The organism is Kitasatospora sp. NPDC036993 (assembly GCF_055607525.1).
Genome location: NZ_JBVJRP010000006.1, coordinates 1 through 18358, shown reverse-complemented (window position 1 = coordinate 18358; position 18358 = coordinate 1). Strand labels below are relative to the sequence as shown.

The 18358-nt window shown below is 73.0% G+C and carries 16 protein-coding genes, 1 tRNA gene and 1 pseudogene; 9 read left to right on the top strand and 9 right to left on the bottom strand.

All coding sequences use genetic code 11. From position 1 onward, the window contains the following. Positions 1-1062, bottom strand: a complete 1062-nt coding sequence (locus ACZ7C5_RS14045; protein ID WP_470322673.1) for an ATP-binding cassette domain-containing protein — start codon at positions 1060-1062, stop codon at positions 1-3. Positions 1063-1214: 152 nt separating this feature from the next. Then, positions 1215-2426, bottom strand: a complete 1212-nt coding sequence (gene ilvA / locus ACZ7C5_RS14040; RefSeq protein ID WP_188297635.1) for a threonine ammonia-lyase — start codon at positions 2424-2426, stop codon at positions 1215-1217. A 122-nt stretch (positions 2427-2548) separates the two neighbouring features. Between ilvA and ACZ7C5_RS14035 the strand changes: the two genes are divergently transcribed. Next, positions 2549-3031 (top strand): MarR family winged helix-turn-helix transcriptional regulator, encoded by a 483-nt coding sequence (locus tag ACZ7C5_RS14035; protein WP_401082951.1) that lies wholly within the window; start codon positions 2549-2551, stop codon positions 3029-3031. 24 nt (positions 3032-3055) lie between these two features. Here ACZ7C5_RS14035 and ACZ7C5_RS14030 read toward each other — a convergent pair whose 3' ends face one another. Continuing rightward, positions 3056-4210 carry a cystathionine gamma-synthase gene (locus ACZ7C5_RS14030; protein ID WP_188297633.1) on the bottom strand — a complete coding sequence of 385 codons (1155 nt, stop codon included), beginning with the start codon at positions 4208-4210 and terminating at the stop codon, positions 3056-3058. A gap of 232 nt (positions 4211-4442) precedes the next feature. Here ACZ7C5_RS14030 and ACZ7C5_RS14025 point away from each other — a divergent pair, with 232 nt between their 5' ends. The 4 genes from ACZ7C5_RS14025 to ACZ7C5_RS14010 all read left to right on the top strand — a co-directional run bounded on the left by ACZ7C5_RS14025 (position 4443) and on the right by ACZ7C5_RS14010 (position 8518). Continuing rightward, on the top strand, positions 4443-6071 hold the full coding sequence (locus ACZ7C5_RS14025) for a M48 family metalloprotease (protein WP_401082947.1): 1629 nt from the start codon (positions 4443-4445) through the stop codon (positions 6069-6071). Between the two features lie 47 nt (positions 6072-6118). Continuing rightward, positions 6119-7243 (top strand): hypothetical protein, encoded by a 1125-nt coding sequence (locus tag ACZ7C5_RS14020; protein ID WP_401082944.1) that lies wholly within the window; start codon positions 6119-6121, stop codon positions 7241-7243. A 98-nt stretch (positions 7244-7341) separates the two neighbouring features. Then, the gene (gene msrA / locus ACZ7C5_RS14015) at positions 7342-8007 is read left to right on the top strand and encodes a peptide-methionine (S)-S-oxide reductase MsrA (protein ID WP_401082942.1); all 666 of its coding nucleotides are present in this window, start codon (positions 7342-7344) and stop codon (positions 8005-8007) included. A gap of 148 nt (positions 8008-8155) precedes the next feature. Beyond that, on the top strand, positions 8156-8518 hold the full coding sequence (locus ACZ7C5_RS14010; protein ID WP_401082939.1) for a cupin domain-containing protein: 363 nt from the start codon (positions 8156-8158) through the stop codon (positions 8516-8518). A gap of 78 nt (positions 8519-8596) precedes the next feature. Here the strand turns inward: ACZ7C5_RS14010 and ACZ7C5_RS14005 are convergent, their stop codons facing one another. The 3 genes from ACZ7C5_RS14005 to ACZ7C5_RS13995 form a co-directional block, all read right to left on the bottom strand. Further along, complete coding sequence (locus ACZ7C5_RS14005) at positions 8597-9886, bottom strand: L,D-transpeptidase (RefSeq protein ID WP_401082936.1); 1290 nt, start codon at positions 9884-9886, stop codon at positions 8597-8599. 200 nt (positions 9887-10086) lie between these two features. After that, complete coding sequence (locus ACZ7C5_RS14000; RefSeq protein ID WP_188297628.1) at positions 10087-10425, bottom strand: hypothetical protein; 339 nt, start codon at positions 10423-10425, stop codon at positions 10087-10089. Between the two features lie 541 nt (positions 10426-10966). Continuing rightward, a complete protein-coding gene (locus ACZ7C5_RS13995) occupies positions 10967-12367 on the bottom strand; it encodes a cystathionine beta-synthase (RefSeq protein ID WP_188297627.1) in 1401 nt (466 codons plus the stop codon). 214 nt (positions 12368-12581) lie between these two features. On the opposite strand from ACZ7C5_RS13995, the gene ACZ7C5_RS13990 reads away from it, so the two are divergent. The 3 genes from ACZ7C5_RS13990 to ACZ7C5_RS13980 all read left to right on the top strand — a co-directional run bounded on the left by ACZ7C5_RS13990 (position 12582) and on the right by ACZ7C5_RS13980 (position 16184). Further along, on the top strand, positions 12582-13652 hold the full coding sequence (locus tag ACZ7C5_RS13990; RefSeq protein ID WP_401082931.1) for an SGNH/GDSL hydrolase family protein: 1071 nt from the start codon (positions 12582-12584) through the stop codon (positions 13650-13652). A 64-nt stretch (positions 13653-13716) separates the two neighbouring features. Beyond that, positions 13717-14937, top strand: a complete 1221-nt coding sequence (locus ACZ7C5_RS13985) for an acetyl-CoA C-acetyltransferase (protein WP_470322672.1) — start codon at positions 13717-13719, stop codon at positions 14935-14937. 290 nt (positions 14938-15227) lie between these two features. Then, the gene (locus tag ACZ7C5_RS13980) at positions 15228-16184 is read left to right on the top strand and encodes a hypothetical protein (RefSeq protein ID WP_401082925.1); all 957 of its coding nucleotides are present in this window, start codon (positions 15228-15230) and stop codon (positions 16182-16184) included. A 175-nt stretch (positions 16185-16359) separates the two neighbouring features. Here the strand turns inward: ACZ7C5_RS13980 and ACZ7C5_RS13975 are convergent, their stop codons facing one another. The 3 genes from ACZ7C5_RS13975 to ACZ7C5_RS13965 form a co-directional block, all read right to left on the bottom strand. Next, entirely contained in the window at positions 16360-16728 is a 369-nt protein-coding gene (locus ACZ7C5_RS13975) for a hypothetical protein (protein WP_401082922.1), read from the bottom strand. 87 nt (positions 16729-16815) lie between these two features. Further along, a complete protein-coding gene (locus ACZ7C5_RS13970; protein ID WP_401082920.1) occupies positions 16816-17688 on the bottom strand; it encodes a Bax inhibitor-1/YccA family protein in 873 nt (290 codons plus the stop codon). A 140-nt stretch (positions 17689-17828) separates the two neighbouring features. Beyond that, positions 17829-17910: transfer RNA gene (locus ACZ7C5_RS13965), tRNA-Leu, on the bottom strand. Positions 17911-18164: 254 nt separating this feature from the next. Between ACZ7C5_RS13965 and ACZ7C5_RS13960 the strand changes: the two are divergent. Then, positions 18165-18358, top strand: a pseudogene (locus ACZ7C5_RS13960) (ABC transporter ATP-binding protein); the annotation flags it as partial.

Sequence of the window (18358 nt, the reverse complement as noted above, 5' to 3'; positions counted from 1 at the left end):
TCAGCTCTCCTTCCCGGCCGTCACGGCCTGCTTGTCCGGCCCGCGGCCGCCCTTGCCGCCGGCCCTGCCCCTGCCCCGGCCGTCCGCGCCGGCGTCGTCGCCGTCCTCCTCCTCGGGCCGCTCCTCGGCGACGTGGCCGGTGAGGGTGAGGAAGACGTCGTCCAGGGTCGGGCGGCGCAGCCCGATGTCGTCGATCTCGATCCCGCGGGAGTCCAGTTCGCGGATCGCGTCGGCGAGCACCCGGGCGCCGCCGCTGATCGGCACGGTGATCCGGCGGGTGTTCTTCTCCACCGTCGGCTCGCCCAGCGCGTAGCCGGACAGCGCCGCGAGCGCGTCGGTGACCAGTCCTGGCTCGTGCACCACGACCTCGATCCGCTCGCCGCCGATCTGCGCCTTGAGCTGGTCGGCGGTGCCGCGGGCGATCACCCGGCCGTGGTCGACCACCGCGATGTCGTGGGCGAGGCGGTCGGCCTCCTCCAGGTACTGGGTGGTGAGCAGCAGCGTGGTGCCCTGCTCGACCAGGGTCTCGATGACCTCCCAGAGCGCGAGCCGGTTGCGCGGGTCGAGGCCGGTGGTCGGCTCGTCCAGGAACATCACCGGCGGCCGGACGACCAGGGCCGCGGCCAGGTCCAGGCGCCGGCGCATGCCGCCCGAATAGGTCTTGGCCGTACGGTCCTTGGCCTCGGCGAGGTTGAACCACTCCAGCAGCTCCAGCGCCCGGGCCTTCGCCTCGCGGTGGGTCATCTGGTAGAGCTCGCCGACCATGGTGAGGTTCTCGAAGCCGGTCAGGTACTCGTCGACCGCCGCGTACTGGCCGGAGAGGCCGATCAGGCTGCGGACCTGGTTGGGGTGCTTCAGCACGTCGACCCCGGCGACCACCGCGCGGCCGGAGTCGGGGCGGAGCAGAGTGGTGAGGACCCGCACGGTGGTGGTCTTCCCGGCGCCGTTCGGGCCGAGCAGCCCGAGCACCGTGCCCTCGGGGACGTCGAGGCTGACGCCGTCCAGGGCTCGTACGTCGCCGAAGGTCTTCACCAGGTTCTCGGCTTGGATGGCTGGCGCCATGGCCTGCCTCATCTCCTAGGACGTATGGGGCGATCTGTCCCACTCTGCCCTGTTTTCGGGCACGCGGGCGAGTCGGTACTCGACCCCTGGGACTCGAACGCGATGTATCGCGAGTCTCCCAGTACGCGATATATCGCGTCAAGGGATGGAACTCAGCCGGAGACCACGTACCCCGCGTCCCGCAGTTCACCGACCACCAGCGCGCAGTGCTCGGGCCCCTTGGTCTCCAGGTGCAGGTCCACCTCGACCTCGGTCAGCCCCAGCCGCGGGTCGGTCCGCACGTGCGCCACGTCCAGCACGTTGGCGTCCACCCTGGTCAGCACGCCCAGCAGGTCCGCCAGCGCGCCCGGCTTGTCCGCCAGCCGCACCCGCAGCGACAGGTAGCGCCCGGCCGCCGCCAGCCCGTGCCGCAGCACCCGCTGCATCAGCTGCGGGTCGATGTTGCCGCCGGACAGCACCGCCACCACCGGGCCCTCGAAGGAGTCCGGCCGCTCCAGCAGCGCCGCGATCGGGGCCGCCCCGGCCGGCTCGACCACCAGCTTCAGACGCTCCAGCCCGAGCAGCAGCGCCCGCGACAGCGCCTCCTCGGAGACCGTGCGGATGCCGTCCGCGAGCGTGTTGACCACCTCGAACGGGATGTCCCCGGGCCGCCCGACCATGATCCCGTCCGCCATGGTGGCGAACCGCTCCAGCGACACCGGCCGCCCGGCCGCCAGCGAGGGCGGGTACGCGGCCGCGCCCGCCGCCTGCACCCCGACCACCCGCACGTCCGGCCGCAGCGGCTTCACCGCCGCCGCGATCCCGGCCAGCAGCCCGCCGCCGCCCACCCCGACCAGGATGGTCCGCACCTCGGGGCACTGCTCCAGGATCTCCAGCCCGACGGTCGCCTGACCGGTGACCACGTCCCAGTGGTCGAAGGGGTGGATGAACACCGCGCCGGTCGCGTCCGCGTACCGCTGCGCGGCCAACAGGGCCTCGTCCACGGTGGCACCGTGCAACCGCACGTCGGCGCCGTACTCGCGGGTGGCCGCGACCTTCGGCAGCGGCGCCGCGACCGGCATGAACACCGTGGAGCGCACGCCCAGCAGCGCGGCCGCCAGCGCCACCCCCTGGGCGTGGTTCCCGGCGCTCGCCGCCACCACCCCGCCGGCCCGCTGCACCGGCGAGAGTCCCGCGATCCGCACGTACGCCCCGCGCAGCTTGAAGGACCCGGTGCGCTGCAGGTTCTCGCACTTCAGGTGGACCGGCGCGCCGATCAGCGCGGAGAGGTGCCGGCTGCCCTCCATCGGGGTCACCCGGGCGACCCCGGCGAGCATCTTCTGGGCGCCGCGGACGTCGTCGAGGGTGATCGGCCAGTTGTGCATGGCGCCAGACTACGGGGGGCTCCGACGGCAATCCGGGATGCCGGGCCTGTTCCCGGGCCCGCCCGGCCCGCGTACGCTGCTGCTCCTGAGCCTCCCTCACCGCACGACGATCGTGAGCCGCGATGACGACGACCTCGCCCCAGGCCACCGACCGCACCGACCCCGTGTACACCCAACTCCAGTACCAGCTGGCGCTGTTCGCGCGCCGGATGGAACAGGTCCGGACCTCCGGCGGCGACGTCGGGGCGCTCGACCGGGCCGCCTACCTGCTGCTCGACCGGCTGGACCGGCACGGCCCGGCCAACGTCAAGGCGCTGGCCGAGGCCCTCGGGGTGGACTCCTCCACGGTGACCCGCCAGGTCGCCCCGCTGGTCGCCGCCGGGCTGGTCGGCCGGGTGCAGGACCCGGCCGACCGCCGCGCCGTACGGCTCGCGCTGACCTCGCACGGCGCCGGCCGACTCACCGAAGTCCGGGACGGCCGGGCCGAGTTGACCCGCCGCCTGGTGGCCGGCTGGCCACCGGAGGAACAGCGCGCGTTCTGCGCCCTGCTGGCCCGCTTCAACCTCGCGATGGAGTCGTACTCGGCGGACCGGCAGGGGCAGTGAGGGGCCGCCGGGGCCCCGGCCCGATCAGCCCAGCGCCTGCGTGAGGTCGGCCAGCAGGTCGTCGATCGACTCGATGCCGACCGAGACGCGCACCAGGTCGGACGGCACCTCCAGCAGCGAGCCGGCCACCGAGGCGTGGGTCATCCGGCCCGGGTGCTCGATCAGCGACTCGACGCCGCCGAGCGACTCGCCGAGGGTGAACAGCTGCGCGCGGTTGCAGACCTCGACGGCCGCCTCCTCGCCGGCGGCGACCCGGAACGAGACCATGCCGCCGAAGCCCTTCATCTGCTTGGCGGCGATGTCGTGGCCGGGGTGCTCGGGCAGGCCCGGGTAGAGCACCTGGCTGACCTTCGGGTGGCTCGCCAGCAGCTCGGCGACCTTCTCCGCGTTGGCGCTGTGCCGGTCCATCCGGACACCCAGCGTCTTGATGCCGCGCAGCACCAGCCAGGCGTCGAACGGGCCGGAGACGGCGCCCATCGCGTTCTGGTGGTAGGCCACCTCCTCGCCGAGGGCCGCGTCGGCCAGCACCAGCGCACCGCCGACCACGTCCGAGTGGCCGCCCATGTACTTGGTGGTGGAGTGCACGACCGCGTCCGCGCCGAGCGAGATCGGCTGCTGGAGGTACGGGCTGGCGAAGGTGTTGTCGACCACCAGCAGCGCGCCGGCGCCGTGGGCGATCTCGGCGAGGGCGGCCAGGTCGGTGATGCCCAGCAGCGGGTTGGACGGGGTCTCCACCCACACCGCGCGGGTGTTGGGGCGCAGCGCCTCGCGGACGGTGGCCAGGTTCTGGGTGTCGGCGACGGAGAACTCGACGCCCCAGCGGGTGAGCACCTTGGCGAACAGCCGGAAGGTGCCGCCGTAGGCGTCGTTGGGGATGACGATGTGGTCACCCGGCTTGAGGATCGTGCGCAGCAGGGTGTCCTCGGCGGCCAGGCCCGAGGCGAAGGCGAGGCCGCGGGCCCCGCCCTCCAGCGCCGCGAGGCACTCCTCCAGCGCGGTGCGGGTCGGGTTGGCGCTGCGGCTGTACTCGTAGCCGCCGCGCAGTCCGCCCACCCCGTCCTGCTTGTAGGTGGACACCTGGTAGATCGGCGTGACGACGGCCCCGGTCTGGGGGTCTGCTTCCTGACCCGCGTGGATGGCGAGGGTCTCGAAGCCCTGAGGAAGCTGGTGCTGGGTCATGGGTCCGAGCCTAGTGGGCGAATGCCGCCAAGCCCTCCCGAACCGGGAACCGGGACGAACCCGCAGGTGGGAGCGGGGTGCGGCGGGCCGTAACCACGGTGCGCCGAGCCCCCGGCGACCGCTACGATCTGCACCCGTCGTACACATGTTCACCATGCAACAACCGCGCGCCGTCCTGCCGTCGCGCCCCCGGGAAGGTCACCGCATGGACGCGCCCCAGCGTTCGACTGTCATGAACACATCTGCCCGAGCCGCCACCGCCGTGGCCCTGCTCATCGGCTTCTACCTGCTCGCCCTCGGCATCGTCGTGGGCCTGCTCGTCCTCGACATCACGTTGTACCAGGCCTCGGGCGAGCTCCGCCCGACCCTGATCAAGGTCTGGGCACTGACCGCCGCGGTCGCCTACCCGGTGGTCCGGGTGGTGTTCCTGACCCGCCGTCGCAAGGACGACGGCGAGGTGGCCGGCGTGCTCCTCACCCGCGAGCGACAGCCCGCCCTGTGGGCCGTGGTCGACCGGATCTCCGAGCGGACCGGCGTCCGCGGACCGGCCGAGATCCGGCTCGTGCCCGAGGTCAACGCGGGCGTCCTGGAGGAGACCAGACTGCTCGGCCTGGTCCCCGGCAAGCGGCACCTCGTCATCGGCGCCCCGCTGCTGATCGGCCTCACCGAGGGCGAGCTGGAGTCCGTGCTGGCGCACGAGTTCGGCCACTACAGCAACCGGGACGTCAAGCTGGCCGCCGTCACGGTGGCCGGCCGCCGCGCGATCCTGCACACCATCGGCGGCCTCCACGAGCGCGCCGACGAGCACAAGGCCGAGGAGGCCGCCAAGCTGGCCGCCAAGGCCGAGAAGCGGCTGGCCAAGGGCCGCAAGCCGTCCGGCGCGGTGGCCACCGGCGGGGTCGACCGGGTCCTCGCCAAGCTCTTCACCCTCTACGCCAAGCTCTACTTCCGGGTCTCCGAGGCGGTCGGCCGCCGCCAGGAGTACGCGGCCGACCAGGTCGCCGCCCAGCTCGCGGGCCGGGACGTCACCGCCGCGGCGCTGCGCCGGATGCCGGTCCTGGACTCCGCCCAGGACCACTACCTCGGCAGCTACGCCACCATCGGCTGGGACGCGGGGCTGCTCCCGCCGGCCGGCCAGGTCTACGGCGGCCTGGCCCACCTGCTGGCCGATCCGAAGCGCCGGGAGGAGCTCGCCGAGTACGCGCTCGAACTGCCCTCGGAGCAGCCCGACCCGTACGACTCGCACCCGCCGATCGACCGCCGGGTCGCCGCGATCGAGGCGCTTCCCGACGACGGACGCGGCCCGGGTGCCACCGGCCCGGCCCTCGCCCTGCTGCACGAGGCCGAGCGGGTGCTGACCGAGCTGGAGGCCGTCTCGCTGGTCCCGGAGGCGGCCCGCAAGCAGCGGGTCGGCTGGCCCGAGCTGGTCCGCGCGGCGATGCTCGTCCACGCCCGCGAGGCGGCCGTCCCGGCCCGCGGGGCCCTGACCGCCCTGGGCCTGCCGCCCACCGTCCACGGGCTGCTCGACGCCGTCGACGCCGGCCGGGCCTGGGAGTTCACCGGCCGGTTGCCGAGGAGCGAGGAGGCCGCCGCCGCGACCGGCCGGGCCGCCCGCGAGTTCGCCCGCCCGGTGCTGCGGAAGGAACTGGCGCACGCCACCGTCGTCACGCTGGCCGAGGCCGGCCTGGCCGGCTGGGAGCTGTCCTGGTCCGGACCGGCCGAACTGCACCTGCCGGACGGCTTCGCCAGGCGCTTCGACACCGCCCTCGACGCCGCCTGCACCGACACGCCGGACACCGAGCCGCTGCGGGCACTGCTCGCCGGGGCCGGCCTCCCGTCGTCCACCGCCCCGGCCGTCTGAGCCCACCGCACCGCACCGCACCGCACCGCACCCAGGAAGGATCTCCCTTGACCGGCATCATCGTGTTCGCCGTCGTCGGCCTCGTGCTGCTGTTCCCGGTCGTCATGACCCGGCTGGCCAAGCGCAAGCAGGCCCAGCTGGACCGGGCCAGGACCACCATCGCGAACCACGAGGCACGGCAGGCCGAGGAGGAGCGGGGGAGGGACACCGCCACCGCGTCCGGCCACGGGCTGGTGCCCGCCGAGGACCTGGTCCTGGACGGCGAGCCGGGCCCCGAGGAGGAGGCGGCGCTCGCCGCCGCGAAGGCGGGCGACTGGCGGCCGGCCGCCGCCCACCTCACCGGGGACGTCCGCGCCGACGTCCGCTGGCGGCGCCAGCGCGCGCTGGCCGAGCTGGCGGCCGAGGACGACGCCTGGCTGCTGGCCTGGCGGGCGGAGCACCCGCAGGACCCGGCCGCCGCCCTGCTGCACGCGGACGCCCTGGTCGTCCTGGCCTGGAACATCCGCAGCTCGGCCCGGGCCCAGCACGTCACCCGCGAGCAGTTCGCGGCCTTCCACCGGGTCCTGGGGGAGGCCGGGGAGGCAGCCGTCGAGGCGGCCGCGCTCGCCCCCGCCGGCGACCCCAACCCGTGGGTCGCCCAGGTCCCCGTCGCCATGGGCCTCGGCTGGTCCAACGACCGGTTCCGGGCGCACTGGGCCGAGCTGACCGAGCGCGACCCGCACCACTGGGCGGCGCACAACCGGGCCCTCCAGTACTGGTGCGCCAAGTGGCACGGCAGCCACGAGCTGATGCACGGGTTCATCGACGGGGCGATCGCCGCCGCGCCGGCCGGCAGCCTGCTCGCGCCGATGAAGCTGGAGGCGTACTTCGAGCAGTTCGGCCAGGACGGGGAGCGGCTCAGCGCCTGGAAGCGGCCCGAGGTCGGCGCCGCCCTGGACGCCGCGCTCGCCGACCTCGCCGCCGCCGACCCGGAGCACCCCCGGATCCGCACCGCCCGCGGCTGGCTCGCGTACACCCTGACCCTGGCCGGTCGGCCGGCCGAGGCGCTGGAGCAGTACCAGGCCCTGGGCCGGTACGTCCCGCAGCCGTTCAGCTACCTCGGCGACCCCCGGCAGTCCTTCGTCGACCTGCGGGTCAAGGCGGCCAAGGGGGCCGGCCGGAAGAAGCGCTGACCGACCCCGCGCCCGGCCCCGGCGGCCGCTCCCGGAATCCGGGGGCGGCCGTCCGCGTTGGACCTTGCGCCACCTTTCCCGACCCGCTGGAGCAGGCCGTGCTGTTCAACCGCCACAAGACCTCGCTCGTCCCCGCCGACCAGGCGCTGCCCGGCCGGCCGACCCCGGCCTTCACCCTGTCCGAGCCGCACACCGTGCTGGGCCACCCGCTGACCGGCCCGTACCCGGAGGGCCTGGAGGTCGCCGACTTCGGGCTGGGCTGCTTCTGGGGCGCCGAGCGCGCCTTCTGGCGGCTGCCCGGCGTGTGGACGACGCTGGTCGGCTACCAGGGCGGCCACACCCCCAACCCGACGTACGAGGAGGTGTGCAGCGGGCTGACCGGGCACACCGAGGCGGTCCGGGTGGTGTTCGACCCCGCGGTGATCTCCTACGAGCGCCTGCTGAAGACCTTCTGGGAGGCGCACGACCCGACCCAGGGCAACCGCCAGGGCAACGACGTGGGCACCCAGTACCGCTCCGCCGTCTACACCCACTCCCCCGCCCAGGCCGAGGCCGCCGCGGCCACCAGGGACGCCTTCCAGCCGGCCCTGACCACGCTCGGTCACGGCCCGATCACCACCGAGATCGCCCCGGCCGGGCCGTTCTTCCCGGCCGAGCCGTACCACCAGCAGTACCTGTCCGAGGCCAAGAACCCCAACGGCTATTGCGGCCTCGGCGGCACAGGAGCCTCCTGCCCGATCGGCGTCGCCCGCACCCAGGGCTGACCTCCCGCACCCCCGGGCCGCTCTCCGGCACCCGGCGGCGGCCACTCAAAGTGACCGTTCCCCGATCCGGGCGCAGACTGGAAGGGCCAGCAGGCCGGCCCGGCCACCCGCTGGTGACCGGGCCGTCCTCGTGGGAGAGGAGTGCGCCATGTCCGGTCTCTACCAGCGGAACTTCGACGATCCCGAGGAAGTCCGCCCCTTCGAGGCGGGCACCGGGGAACTGCGGCTGGTCAACCTGGACGGCGGCCCGGTGGGCCGGGCCGTGTTCCAGCCGGGTTGGCAGTGGTCCAAGCACGTGAAGCCGATCGCCGGGACCGACAGCTGCCAGGCCGCCCACACCGGGTACGTGGTCTCGGGCCGGATGAAGATCGTCATGGACGACGGCCAGGCGGCCGAAGTGGGCCCCGGCGACTTCATGGTCTGCCCGCCCGGGCACGACGCCTGGATCCTCGGCGACGAGCCCTGCGTGATCGTCGACTGGCAGGGCTTCGCGGACTACGCGAAGCGCTGAGCCGTCGGCCGGAGCGCGGCCGACGGCCGGGAACGCGGTGGACGGCTCCTTCGTGGCGCCGTCCACCGCGCCGCCGGGTCAGACGGCGCTGCCGGCCTTCCAGGCGGCCCAGCCCATGTTCCAGCCGTTCAGGCCGTTGTCCGGGGCCACCGTCTTGTCACCGGAGTTCAGGACCTCGACCACGTCGCCGACCATCGAGGACTTGTAGAACTTGTAGCCGTCCGAGCCGGTGTCCTGCGCGCCCTTGGTGTCCTGGAGGCCGATGCAGCCGTGGCTGGTGTTCTGGCCGCCGAAGATCGACGGCGAGGACCAGTAGTTGCCGTGGATGAAGGTGCCCGAGGTGCTGAGGCGCATGGCGTGCGGCACGTCCGCGATGTCGTACTCGCTGCCCAGGTTGACGGTCTGGGAGTTCATCCGGGTCTGGGTGTACTGCTCGGAGATCACCATCTTGCCGCCCCAGGTGGTGTGTTCGGGCGAGCCGCCGGAGATCTTGTAGACCGCGCTGACCTGGCCGTCGGTGGTGACGGTGAGCTTCTTGGTGGCGAGGTCGGCGACGCTGGTCTGGGCGCGGCCGACGGTGAAGCTCACGTCCTTGGACTGGGTGCCGAACACGCCCTTGGCGCCCTCGACGTCCTTGAGCCGCAGCTTGAGGGTGACCTTGGTGCCCTTGGCCCAGTACTCCTGCGGCCTGAAGTCGAGGCGGGTGCTGGAGAACCAGTGGCCGACGATCTCGACACCCGGCTCGGCCGTCACCGTGATCGCCTGCTGGACGGCCTTGCGGTCGGTGACCGGCTTGCTGAAGTTGATCGAGACCGGCATGCCGACGCCGACCGTCGAACCGTCCTCGGGGGTGAAGTAGCCGACGAAGGTGTTGGCCGGGGTCGCCGTGGTGAAGACGGCGTTGGAGTCCGCCTCCAGCTTGTCCTTGTCGAAGGCGGTGGCGGCGACGGCGTACTTGGTACCGCTGGCGGGGGCGGCGGCCGAGGTCCAGCCGGTGCCGTCGGCGGAGAGCTGGCCGGCCAGCTCCTTGCCGGTGGTGTCGGTGACCTTGACACTGCTCAGGGTGCCCTCGGTGACGGTGACCTTGACCGGCTCGCTGAAGCTCGCGGAGGCGGCCCCGTCGGCCGGGGTGACCGTGATGACGGCGGCCGAGGTCTTCGGGGCGGCGCTGCTGCTCGCACCTCCGGAGGCCGGGGTGCCGTTCACGGCGCCGGAGCCACTGCCGCTGCCACTGCTGCTGCTGCCGCCGCCGCTGTTGTCGTTGCAGGCCGCCAGCAGCAGGACGGGCGCACCGATCAGTCCCGCGAGGACCCCGCGCCGGCTCCAGTTGCTTCCGGCCGCCCGCCCCTGTCCGTCCCGTGCCGTCACGTCGCGTCTCCCTGCTGATCATCCCGGGCATTTACGGATACAGAAACGCAATCCGCCCGTTCACGGTTCCATCACCGAAGGGTAAGCGATCGTATGAGATGACCCAACTTCCGGACGGAGAGGGACGAAACGCCCGATCCGCGAGGCGGACCGGGCGTTCACGAGCGGTGACGGCGGAGGCCGTCACCCGGTGTTCCGTCCTACTCGGCGGACTCGTCCACCTGGTACTCGTCCCACTCCTCGGTCTCGGGGTCGAACTCGGTCTGCGCCGACTCCCAGGTCGCCGAGGCGAGCTCCACCCCGGGCACCTCGCCGAGCAGCGCGACGGGGTCGATGAAGTGGGCGAGCGAGCCCGACGGGTCCACCTCGATGGCCTCGACGGACTGGGCGCGCTCCTCGTCGTCGAGGTACTCGTCCGCGCCGACCGCCTCCAGGGCGGCGGCCTTGAGCGCGCCCTCGTCGGTGATCTCCGCGATGAGCTCGATCTTGACCCGGACGTAGCGCGGGGCGTCCTGGTCGGTCGTTTCAGTGCTGGTCATGCGTGCGAGGGTACGGGACGGCCACGCCCGGCGCGGCGCACGGGCGGCTGCCCGGAGCACGCTCCGGGCGCCCGGCAAGCCCATGGCGGACCGAAGGCCCGGGGCGGACGGAAGGGGCCGGCCCCTCGGAGAAGGACCGGCCCCACCGCTCCCCCGCGGGGGCTCCCCCACCCGGGAGCCGCGGGGACACGCGCCGTGGCCGGCGCGGTGCTGCCGTGGGAGCCGCCGCACCCTGTCAGCCGGCCGGAGCCGGGCAGGGGCGGGACGACGGCGCCTCCCACGGCGGGAGGACACGGCGGCCGGGTCAGGGCCACCCGATGTGTCCGGAGCCGACCGCGGTCGCCGGGGAGCCGCTCCCGGACGGTTGCCGTCGCCTCACTCGGCGTCCTGCCGTTGACCACCACGATGCCCGAGCCGTGTTAACCACGTGCTGCGGACAGGTGACGCCGGTGTACCACTTCCCCGTGGACGAATCCTCCGCATCCGCCCGCGACGAGGTGGCGGCGAGGTGGCGGCGACGCGGCGCGGCCGTGACGCCGCGTCAGTGCTGGCCGCGACCGGTCAGGAAGCCCAGCAGGTCCTGGCGGGTGACGATGCCCTGCGGCTTGCCCTCGACCAGCACGACGGCCGCGTCGGCCTTCTCCAGCACGGTCATCAGGTTGGTGACGGTCTCGCCCGAGCCGACCACCGGCAGCGGCTTGGACATCACCTTGTCCAGCGTGTCCGTCAGCTCGATCTCCTTGGCGAAGATGCCCTCCAGCAGCAGCTTCTCCACCACCGAGCCGATCACCTCGCCGGCCATGATGTCCGGGTGGCCGGCGCCCGGCGAGACCACCGGCATCTGCGAGACGCCGTACTCGCGCAGCACCCGGACCGCCTCGGCGACCGTCTCGTTGGGGTGCATGTGGACGAACTGCGGGACGCCGCCCTGCTCGATGGACTCCTTGCGGGCCAGCACCTCGCCGATGTGCGCCTCGTCGGTGGAGGAGGGCAGGAAGCCGTAGTCGGCCATCCAGTCGTCGTTGAAGATCTTCGACAGGTAGCCGCGGCCGCCGTCCGGCAGCAGCACCACCACGACGTCGTCGGGCCCGAGCCCGCGGGCCACCTCCAGCGCGGCCACCACGGCCATGCCGCAGGAGCCGCCGACCAGCAGGCCCTCCTCCTTGGCCAGGCGGCGGGTCATCTGGAACGAGTCCTTGTCGGAGACGGCGACGATGCCGTCCGCGACGCCGCGGTCGTAGGCGGTCGGCCAGAAGTCCTCACCGACGCCCTCGACCAGGTACGGCCGCCCGGTGCCGCCCGAGTAGACGGAGCCCTCCGGGTCGGCGCCGATCACCTTGACCTTGCCGCCCGAGACCTCCTTCAGGTAGTTGCCGGTGCCCGAGATGGTGCCGCCGGTGCCGACGCCGGCCACGAAGTGGGTGATCCTCCCCTCGGTCTGCTCCCACAGCTCCGGGCCGGTGGAGTGGTAGTGCGAGGCCGGGTTGTCGGGGTTGGAGTACTGGTCCGGCTTCCAGGCGTTCGGGGTCTCCCTGACCAGGCGGTCGGAGACGTTGTAGTAGGAGTCCGGGTGCTCAGGGGCGACGGCGGTCGGACAGACGACCACCTCGGCGCCGTACGCGCGCAGGGTGTTGATCTTGTCCGTGGAGACCTTGTCGGGACAGACGAAGATGCACTTGTAGCCCTTCTGCTGGGCCACGATCGCCAGGCCGACACCGGTGTTGCCGGAGGTCGGCTCGACGATGGTGCCGCCCGGCTTGAGGGCACCCGAGGCCTCCGCGGCCTCGATCATGCGCATCGCGATGCGGTCCTTGACCGAGCCGCCGGGGTTGAAGTACTCGACCTTCGCCAGCACTGTCGCGCTGATGCCCTCGGTGACCTTGTTCAGCTTGACCAGCGGCGTGTTGCCGACCAGGTCGATGATCGAGTTGTGGTACCGCACGGGGGTCCTCCCGGTCTGTGGGCATGCGAGTGCTTTCGGTACTGCAAAGCCTAGGCCGTGGCACCCGCCCCGCGGTTCCCCTCTTTCACACCTCCCCCAATGGCCCACCCCCACCGCTGCCCCCGGTACTCCGGCGCCCGGCGCGGGTAAGACCGCTGTGCAGGCATCGCCACGGCCCGGAGGGGCCGGCAGGAGCACGGCAAGGGGGCACCGGATGCCAGGGGCACAGGACTCGCGGGCCCGGGTGGCCCGCAGGATCGCCACCGCGGCGGCTTACGGAGGCGGCGGGCTCGGCCTGCTCGGGGTGGGCCTGGTCGGCGTGCTGCTGACCGAGAGCAGACTCGCCGTCCAGGCCATCGGCGTCCTGGAGACCCACCCGCCCAGGGCCGACGGCGTCTACGGCGAGGCCTTCGCCGACCGCGCCGCCGCCGCGCGGGCCCCGCTCGTGCTGGCCGTCCTCGGCGACTCCACCGGCGCCGGCCTCGGGGTGGCCCGGGCCGGCGAGACCCCGGGCGCGCTGCTGGCCGCCGGACTGGCCTCGGTGGCCGAGCGCCCCGTCCGGCTGGTCAACGTGGCCCGTTCCGGCGGCCGCTCCGCCGACCTCTCCGGCCAGCTGGAGCAGGCGCTGCCGCACCACCCGGACGTCGCCGTGGTCATGGTCGGCGCCAACGACGTGACCCGGCACAGCCCGGCCCAACTGGCCGTCCGCCGGCTCGGCGAGGCCGTCGCCGCCCTGCGCGCCAACGGCTGCGAGGTGGTCGTGGGCACCTGTCCCGACCTCGGGACGATCAAGCCGGTGCGCCCGCCGCTGCGCTGGGTGGCCCGCCGGCTGAGCCGGCAGCTGGCCGCCGCGCAGACCATCGCGGTGGTGGAGGCGGGCGGCCGGACGGTCTCGCTGGGCTCGCTGCTGGGGCCGGAGTTCGCCGCGCGCCCGGAGATGTTCGCCGCCGACCGCTACCACCCCTCCGCCCAGGGCTACGCGACCGCCGCGATGGCCGTGCTGCCCTCGGTCTGCGCCGCGCTCGGCCTCTGGCCCGAGGAGGAGCGTCCGGCCACGGCCGTCCCCGGCGGGACGGTGCTGCCGGTCGCGGTGGCCGCCGCCGCGGCGGCCGGGCGGGAGGGCACCGAGGTGGCGGCCGTGCCGGCGGAGGGCCCGGGCCGCCGCTGGGCCCAGTTGCGGCACCGGCTGCGGATCGGTCTGCCCCGCTCCGAAGGCGGGAAGGAAACCGGTACGGCCCCCGGGAGCACGTCGGCCAGCTCACACGCCGGAGCGGGTGACGCCTGATCTACCAGGCGGTAACTTTCCTCCCGGACGTCAGGTCCGCCGTTCACTCAGCGAGGAGCCCGTCATGCCCGAAGCCGTCATCGTCAGCGCCGCCCGTTCGCCGATCGGCCGGGCGTTCAAGGGCTCCCTCAAGGACGTCCGCCCGGACGACCTGACCGCCCACGTCATCCAGGCCGCCCTGGCCAAGGTGCCGCAGCTCGACCCGCGCGAGATCGACGACCTGATGCTGGGCTGCGGCCTGCCCGGCGGCGAGCAGGGCCACAACCTGGCCCGCATCGTGGCCGTCCAGATGGGCATGGACTACCTGCCCGGCACCACCGTCACCCGCTACTGCTCCTCCTCGCTCCAGACCACGCGGATGGCACTGCACGCGATCAGGGCGGGCGAGGGCGACGTCTTCGTCTCGGCCGGCGTGGAGACCGTCTCGCGCAGTGTGAACGGCACCTCGGACGGCCTGCCCGGCACCATGAACCCGGTCTTCGACGAGGCCCAGGCCCGCACCAGGAAGCGCGCCGAGGAAGGCGGCGGCGCGTGGCACGACCCGCGCGAGGACGGCCTGGTGCCGGACGCCTACGTCGCGATGGGCCAGACCGCCGAGAACCTGGCCGCACTCAAGGGCATCACCCGCGCCGAGCAGGACGAGTTCGGCGTCCGCTCGCAGAACCTCGCCGAGGCCGCCATCGAGGCGGGCTTCTGGCAGCGCGAGATCACCCCGGTGACGCTCCCGGACGGCACCGTGGTCAGCGCGGACGACGGCCCGCGCGCCGGCGTCACCCTGGAGGGCGTGTCCGGCCTGAAGCCGGTGTTCCGCCCCGACGGCACAGTGACCGCGGGTAACTGCTGCCCGCTGAACGACGGCGCGGCCGCGCTGGTCGTCATGTCCGACACCAAGGCCCGCGAGCTGGGCATCACCCCGCTCGCCCGGGTGGTCTCCACCGGTGTCAGCGCGCTCTCCCCCGAGATCATGGGCTACGGCCCGGTCGAAGCCTCCAGGCAGGCGCTCAAGCGCGCCGGCCTGACCATCGACGACATCGACCTGGTCGAGATCAACGAGGCCTTCGCGGCCCAGGTGATCCCCTCCTACCGCGACCTCGGCGTCGACCTGGACAAGCTGAACGTCAACGGCGGTGCCATCGCGGTCGGCCACCCCTTCGGCATGACCGGCGCCCGGATCACCACCACGCTGATCAACTCCCTCCAGTGGCACGACAAGCAGTTCGGCCTGGAGACCATGTGCGTCGGCGGCGGCCAGGGCATGGCGATGGTCGTCGAGCGCCTCAGCTGACCCCCGGGTCACCCTCCGAAGGGTCTGGACCACCCGTTTGGAGTGACGCAGCGTAATTGAGGCCCGGATCACACCGCGAGGTCGATCCGGGCCTCTTTTCTTTCGTTTTCGGCCCGGAAATCGACACTGCGGAGCGGATCAACTCCACTGCGTAGAACGGTGTTACCTAACAATTTGGGGACAAGAGCGAAAGTCCCGGAGGAATTGGACATTCGCCACTGCGGTAACAGCCCCGCATGCGGCAATGTGGACACGTAACCCCGTTCCGCTCCTCGCTAGGAGTACGTTCCGTGAGCGCCGTCTACACCATCCTGCTGCTGATCCTGATCGCCGTGTCGACCGCCGTGCTGCTCCACCTCAGGGGACTCTCCCGCCGGCTGGACGCGCGGGCCGCCGCCCGCGCCGTGCCCGCACCGGTGGACGAGGCCGCGATACGCCGGGCCGTCACCGAGGCGCTCGCCGCCGACCGCGAGCGGGAGATCACCGAGGCCCGGACGTTCTGGGCCGAGCAGGAGGCCCGCGCGGCCGAGGACGCGCCACTGTTCGACTCCCCGTTCACCGGAGCGTTCTCCGGATCGTTCTCCGGCACCGACGAGTGGCCGCTCTTCTTCCCCCGCCCCACCGGCCCGCAGGACGCCGTCGACAACGCCGGGACGATGGACCCGGAGTTCGGCGAGGCGCTGCGCTCCGCGCTGGAGGACCTGATCAACGAGGACGGCACCGCCCCGGCCGAGCCCGGCCCCGAGGGCGGCGCGCCGCTGCGCCCCGGCCACCCGGCCGGTGAGGCCACCGCCAAGGACGCCAAGGCCCGCCGTGAGGCCGACCTGCTGGCCACCGGACTGGAGGCCGGGCTGCTGGACACCGACCCGGTCGTCGAGGAGGCCCCGGCCCCCGCTCCCGACCCGCGCCGCCACCCCTCGCACCCCGACTTCGTCCCCAGCCAGGCGCCGTCCCGGGAGTGGACCGACGACCGGCTGGCCGCGCTCGCCGAGGAGGCCGTCGCCCTGATCGACGTCCGCCCGGGCCCGCTGGGCACCCTGGACGTGTACGCCTTCGCCGACGGCACCACGCTCTGCGTGGCCCCGGGCGACCGGGAGGCCGCGTACCGGCTGATCGACGCGGTCCGTGCCGGTGAGCACGTCCGGCTGCTCGGCGGCTCGCGCTTCTCCGGCTCGTACTCGCTGACCTTCTCCACCGACGAGGAGGCCGTCTACGTGCTCGCCGACCGGGTGGTCGCGAGCATCTGACACCAGCTCACCAGCTCACCAGCACGCAGGCGCCGAAGGCCGGCCGGGTCAAGGGGTTACCGACCCGGCCGGCCTTCGGCCTGTCCGCCTCCGTACGGGCCTGTGCGCCTCCGTACGGGCCCGTAGGTACACCTGCCGACGACGGGCTCCTACGGCCTCTCGACGGTGGGCGCGCTCAGCCGCAGAGCGCCGCCGTCTCCCGCACCGCCGCCACCGCCCGGGCCAGCACCTCGGCCACCGCCACCGGCCCGTCCGGCAGCGCCACCTCGGCGCCCCCGGGCAGCGCCGCGAGCGCGGCCGCCAGGTCGTGCCCGGCGACGGCCAGTTGGTCCCCCACCGCGAAGGCCCCGGCGTCCGGGAGTTCCCGCCACGGCCCGCCCTCCGCCGCCAGCGCCGTCCCGGCCAGCCGCCGGGCCAGCTCCAGCGCGGCCGCCGCCCGCGAGGCGTGCCCGGGCACGGCGCCCAGCAGCCTGCTCTGCGGCAGCGAGCGGAAACGATCCGCCAGGGACTCGACGGCTTCGACCAGGGGCTCTACGTCATGCATGGGTAGGAGCGTAAGCGAGAAAGCCGCCGGGCCCCGGAGCGAGTCGCTCCGGGGCCCGGCGGCAGTGGTTCACGACGGGAGGGACCGTCAGTCGTCGCCGCGCAGGATCGCGATCAGCCGCAGCATCTCCATGTAGATCCAGACCAGCGACACGGTGAGCCCGAAGGCGGCCCGCCACGACTCGCGCTGCGGGGCGCCCTGGGCGATGGCCTCCTCGATCGCCGCGAAGTCCAGCGACAGGAAGAAGGCGCCCAGGCCGATGCCGATCAGGCCGACCACGATGCCCAGCGGGCCGGAGCGCAGCCCCATGTCGGCGCCGAAGGCCATCGCGACCACGTTGACCAGCATCAGCAGCACGAAGCCCATGGCGATCGCGATGCCGATCCGCTGGTACCGCGCGGTGACCCGGATCCGGCCGCTCTTGTAGGCGAACAGCATCGCCGCGAAGACCGCCGCGGTGCCCAGCACCGCCTGGATCACGATGCCGTTCAGCATGGTGTTGAAGGCGTGCGAGACGGCGCCCATCATGAAGCCCTGGAAGGCCGCGTAGGCCAGGATCAGCGGCGGGCTCACGCTGCGCTTGAAGGAGACCACCATGCCGACGACCATGGCCACCAGGCTGGCGCCGATCGCGAAGCCGAAGTTCTCGAACGGCAGCGCGAACCAGGCCACCGCACCGGCGGCGACCAGGGTCAGCAGCGTCATCGCCGTGCGGGCGACCACGTCGTCGAGCGTCATCCGCCCGGTGGCCGCGGGACCGGCCGACGGGCCGTTGTACATCTCGTAGAGCTGGTCGTCGGTCAGCGGGGCCTGACCCTGCGGCTGCTGGGCGTAGGCCGTGCCCGCGTAGGGGTTGGCGCCGTTCGGACTCCCGGCCTGCGCGGTGTTGCCGAACCCTGCGTAGCCGGTGTCGCGGGTGAAGGACCCCTCCCGCGAGAAGACCGGGTTGCTGCTTCTCATTGCTCATTCCCTCCGTGGCGGCACTGCACCGCCCGTGTACAAGGGTAATGGCTTGGCAAAAATTTCGGGATACGCCGCGAGGAGGATCCCCTGAACGACCACCGGCGGGGACGCCGTCGGCGCCCCCGCCGGGATATCGGTGCCCGGAGCCGGACTCGAACCGGCACGGCCTCGCGGCCAAGCAGTTTTAAGCTGCCCGTGTCTGCGTTCCACCATCCGGGCGTCCTGCGAACCCCCCAGAGCCTAGTCGCCCGGCTCGTCCTTTTGCATGTTCCCGGCCGCGGAAGTTGTCATGTTTCCTTGCCATCTGACGAACCGTTTGGAATTCGGCCACGAAGGACAGCCTTCCGGCCATCCCCCCTGCCTCAGGGTTCGCGTCATACCGCAGGAGGAGGGGCCGACCCTCCCGTACGCCCAGCGGCGGTAGGCCCAACCGTCCGGCGGATCGACGCAGGACCATGATCACCTCGCGGAACATGGAGGTACAAATCCGCGAGCACAAGGAGCCCCCCGTGACCCCGTCGACCGCAACCGCCGTCCACACCGGCCTGGCGGCCGCCCGCGCCACCGGTCTCAACAAGGTCTACGGGGAGGGGGAGACCCGCGTCGTCGCCCTCGACAACGTCAGCGTCACCTTCCCCCAGGGCGAGTTCACCGCGATCATGGGCCC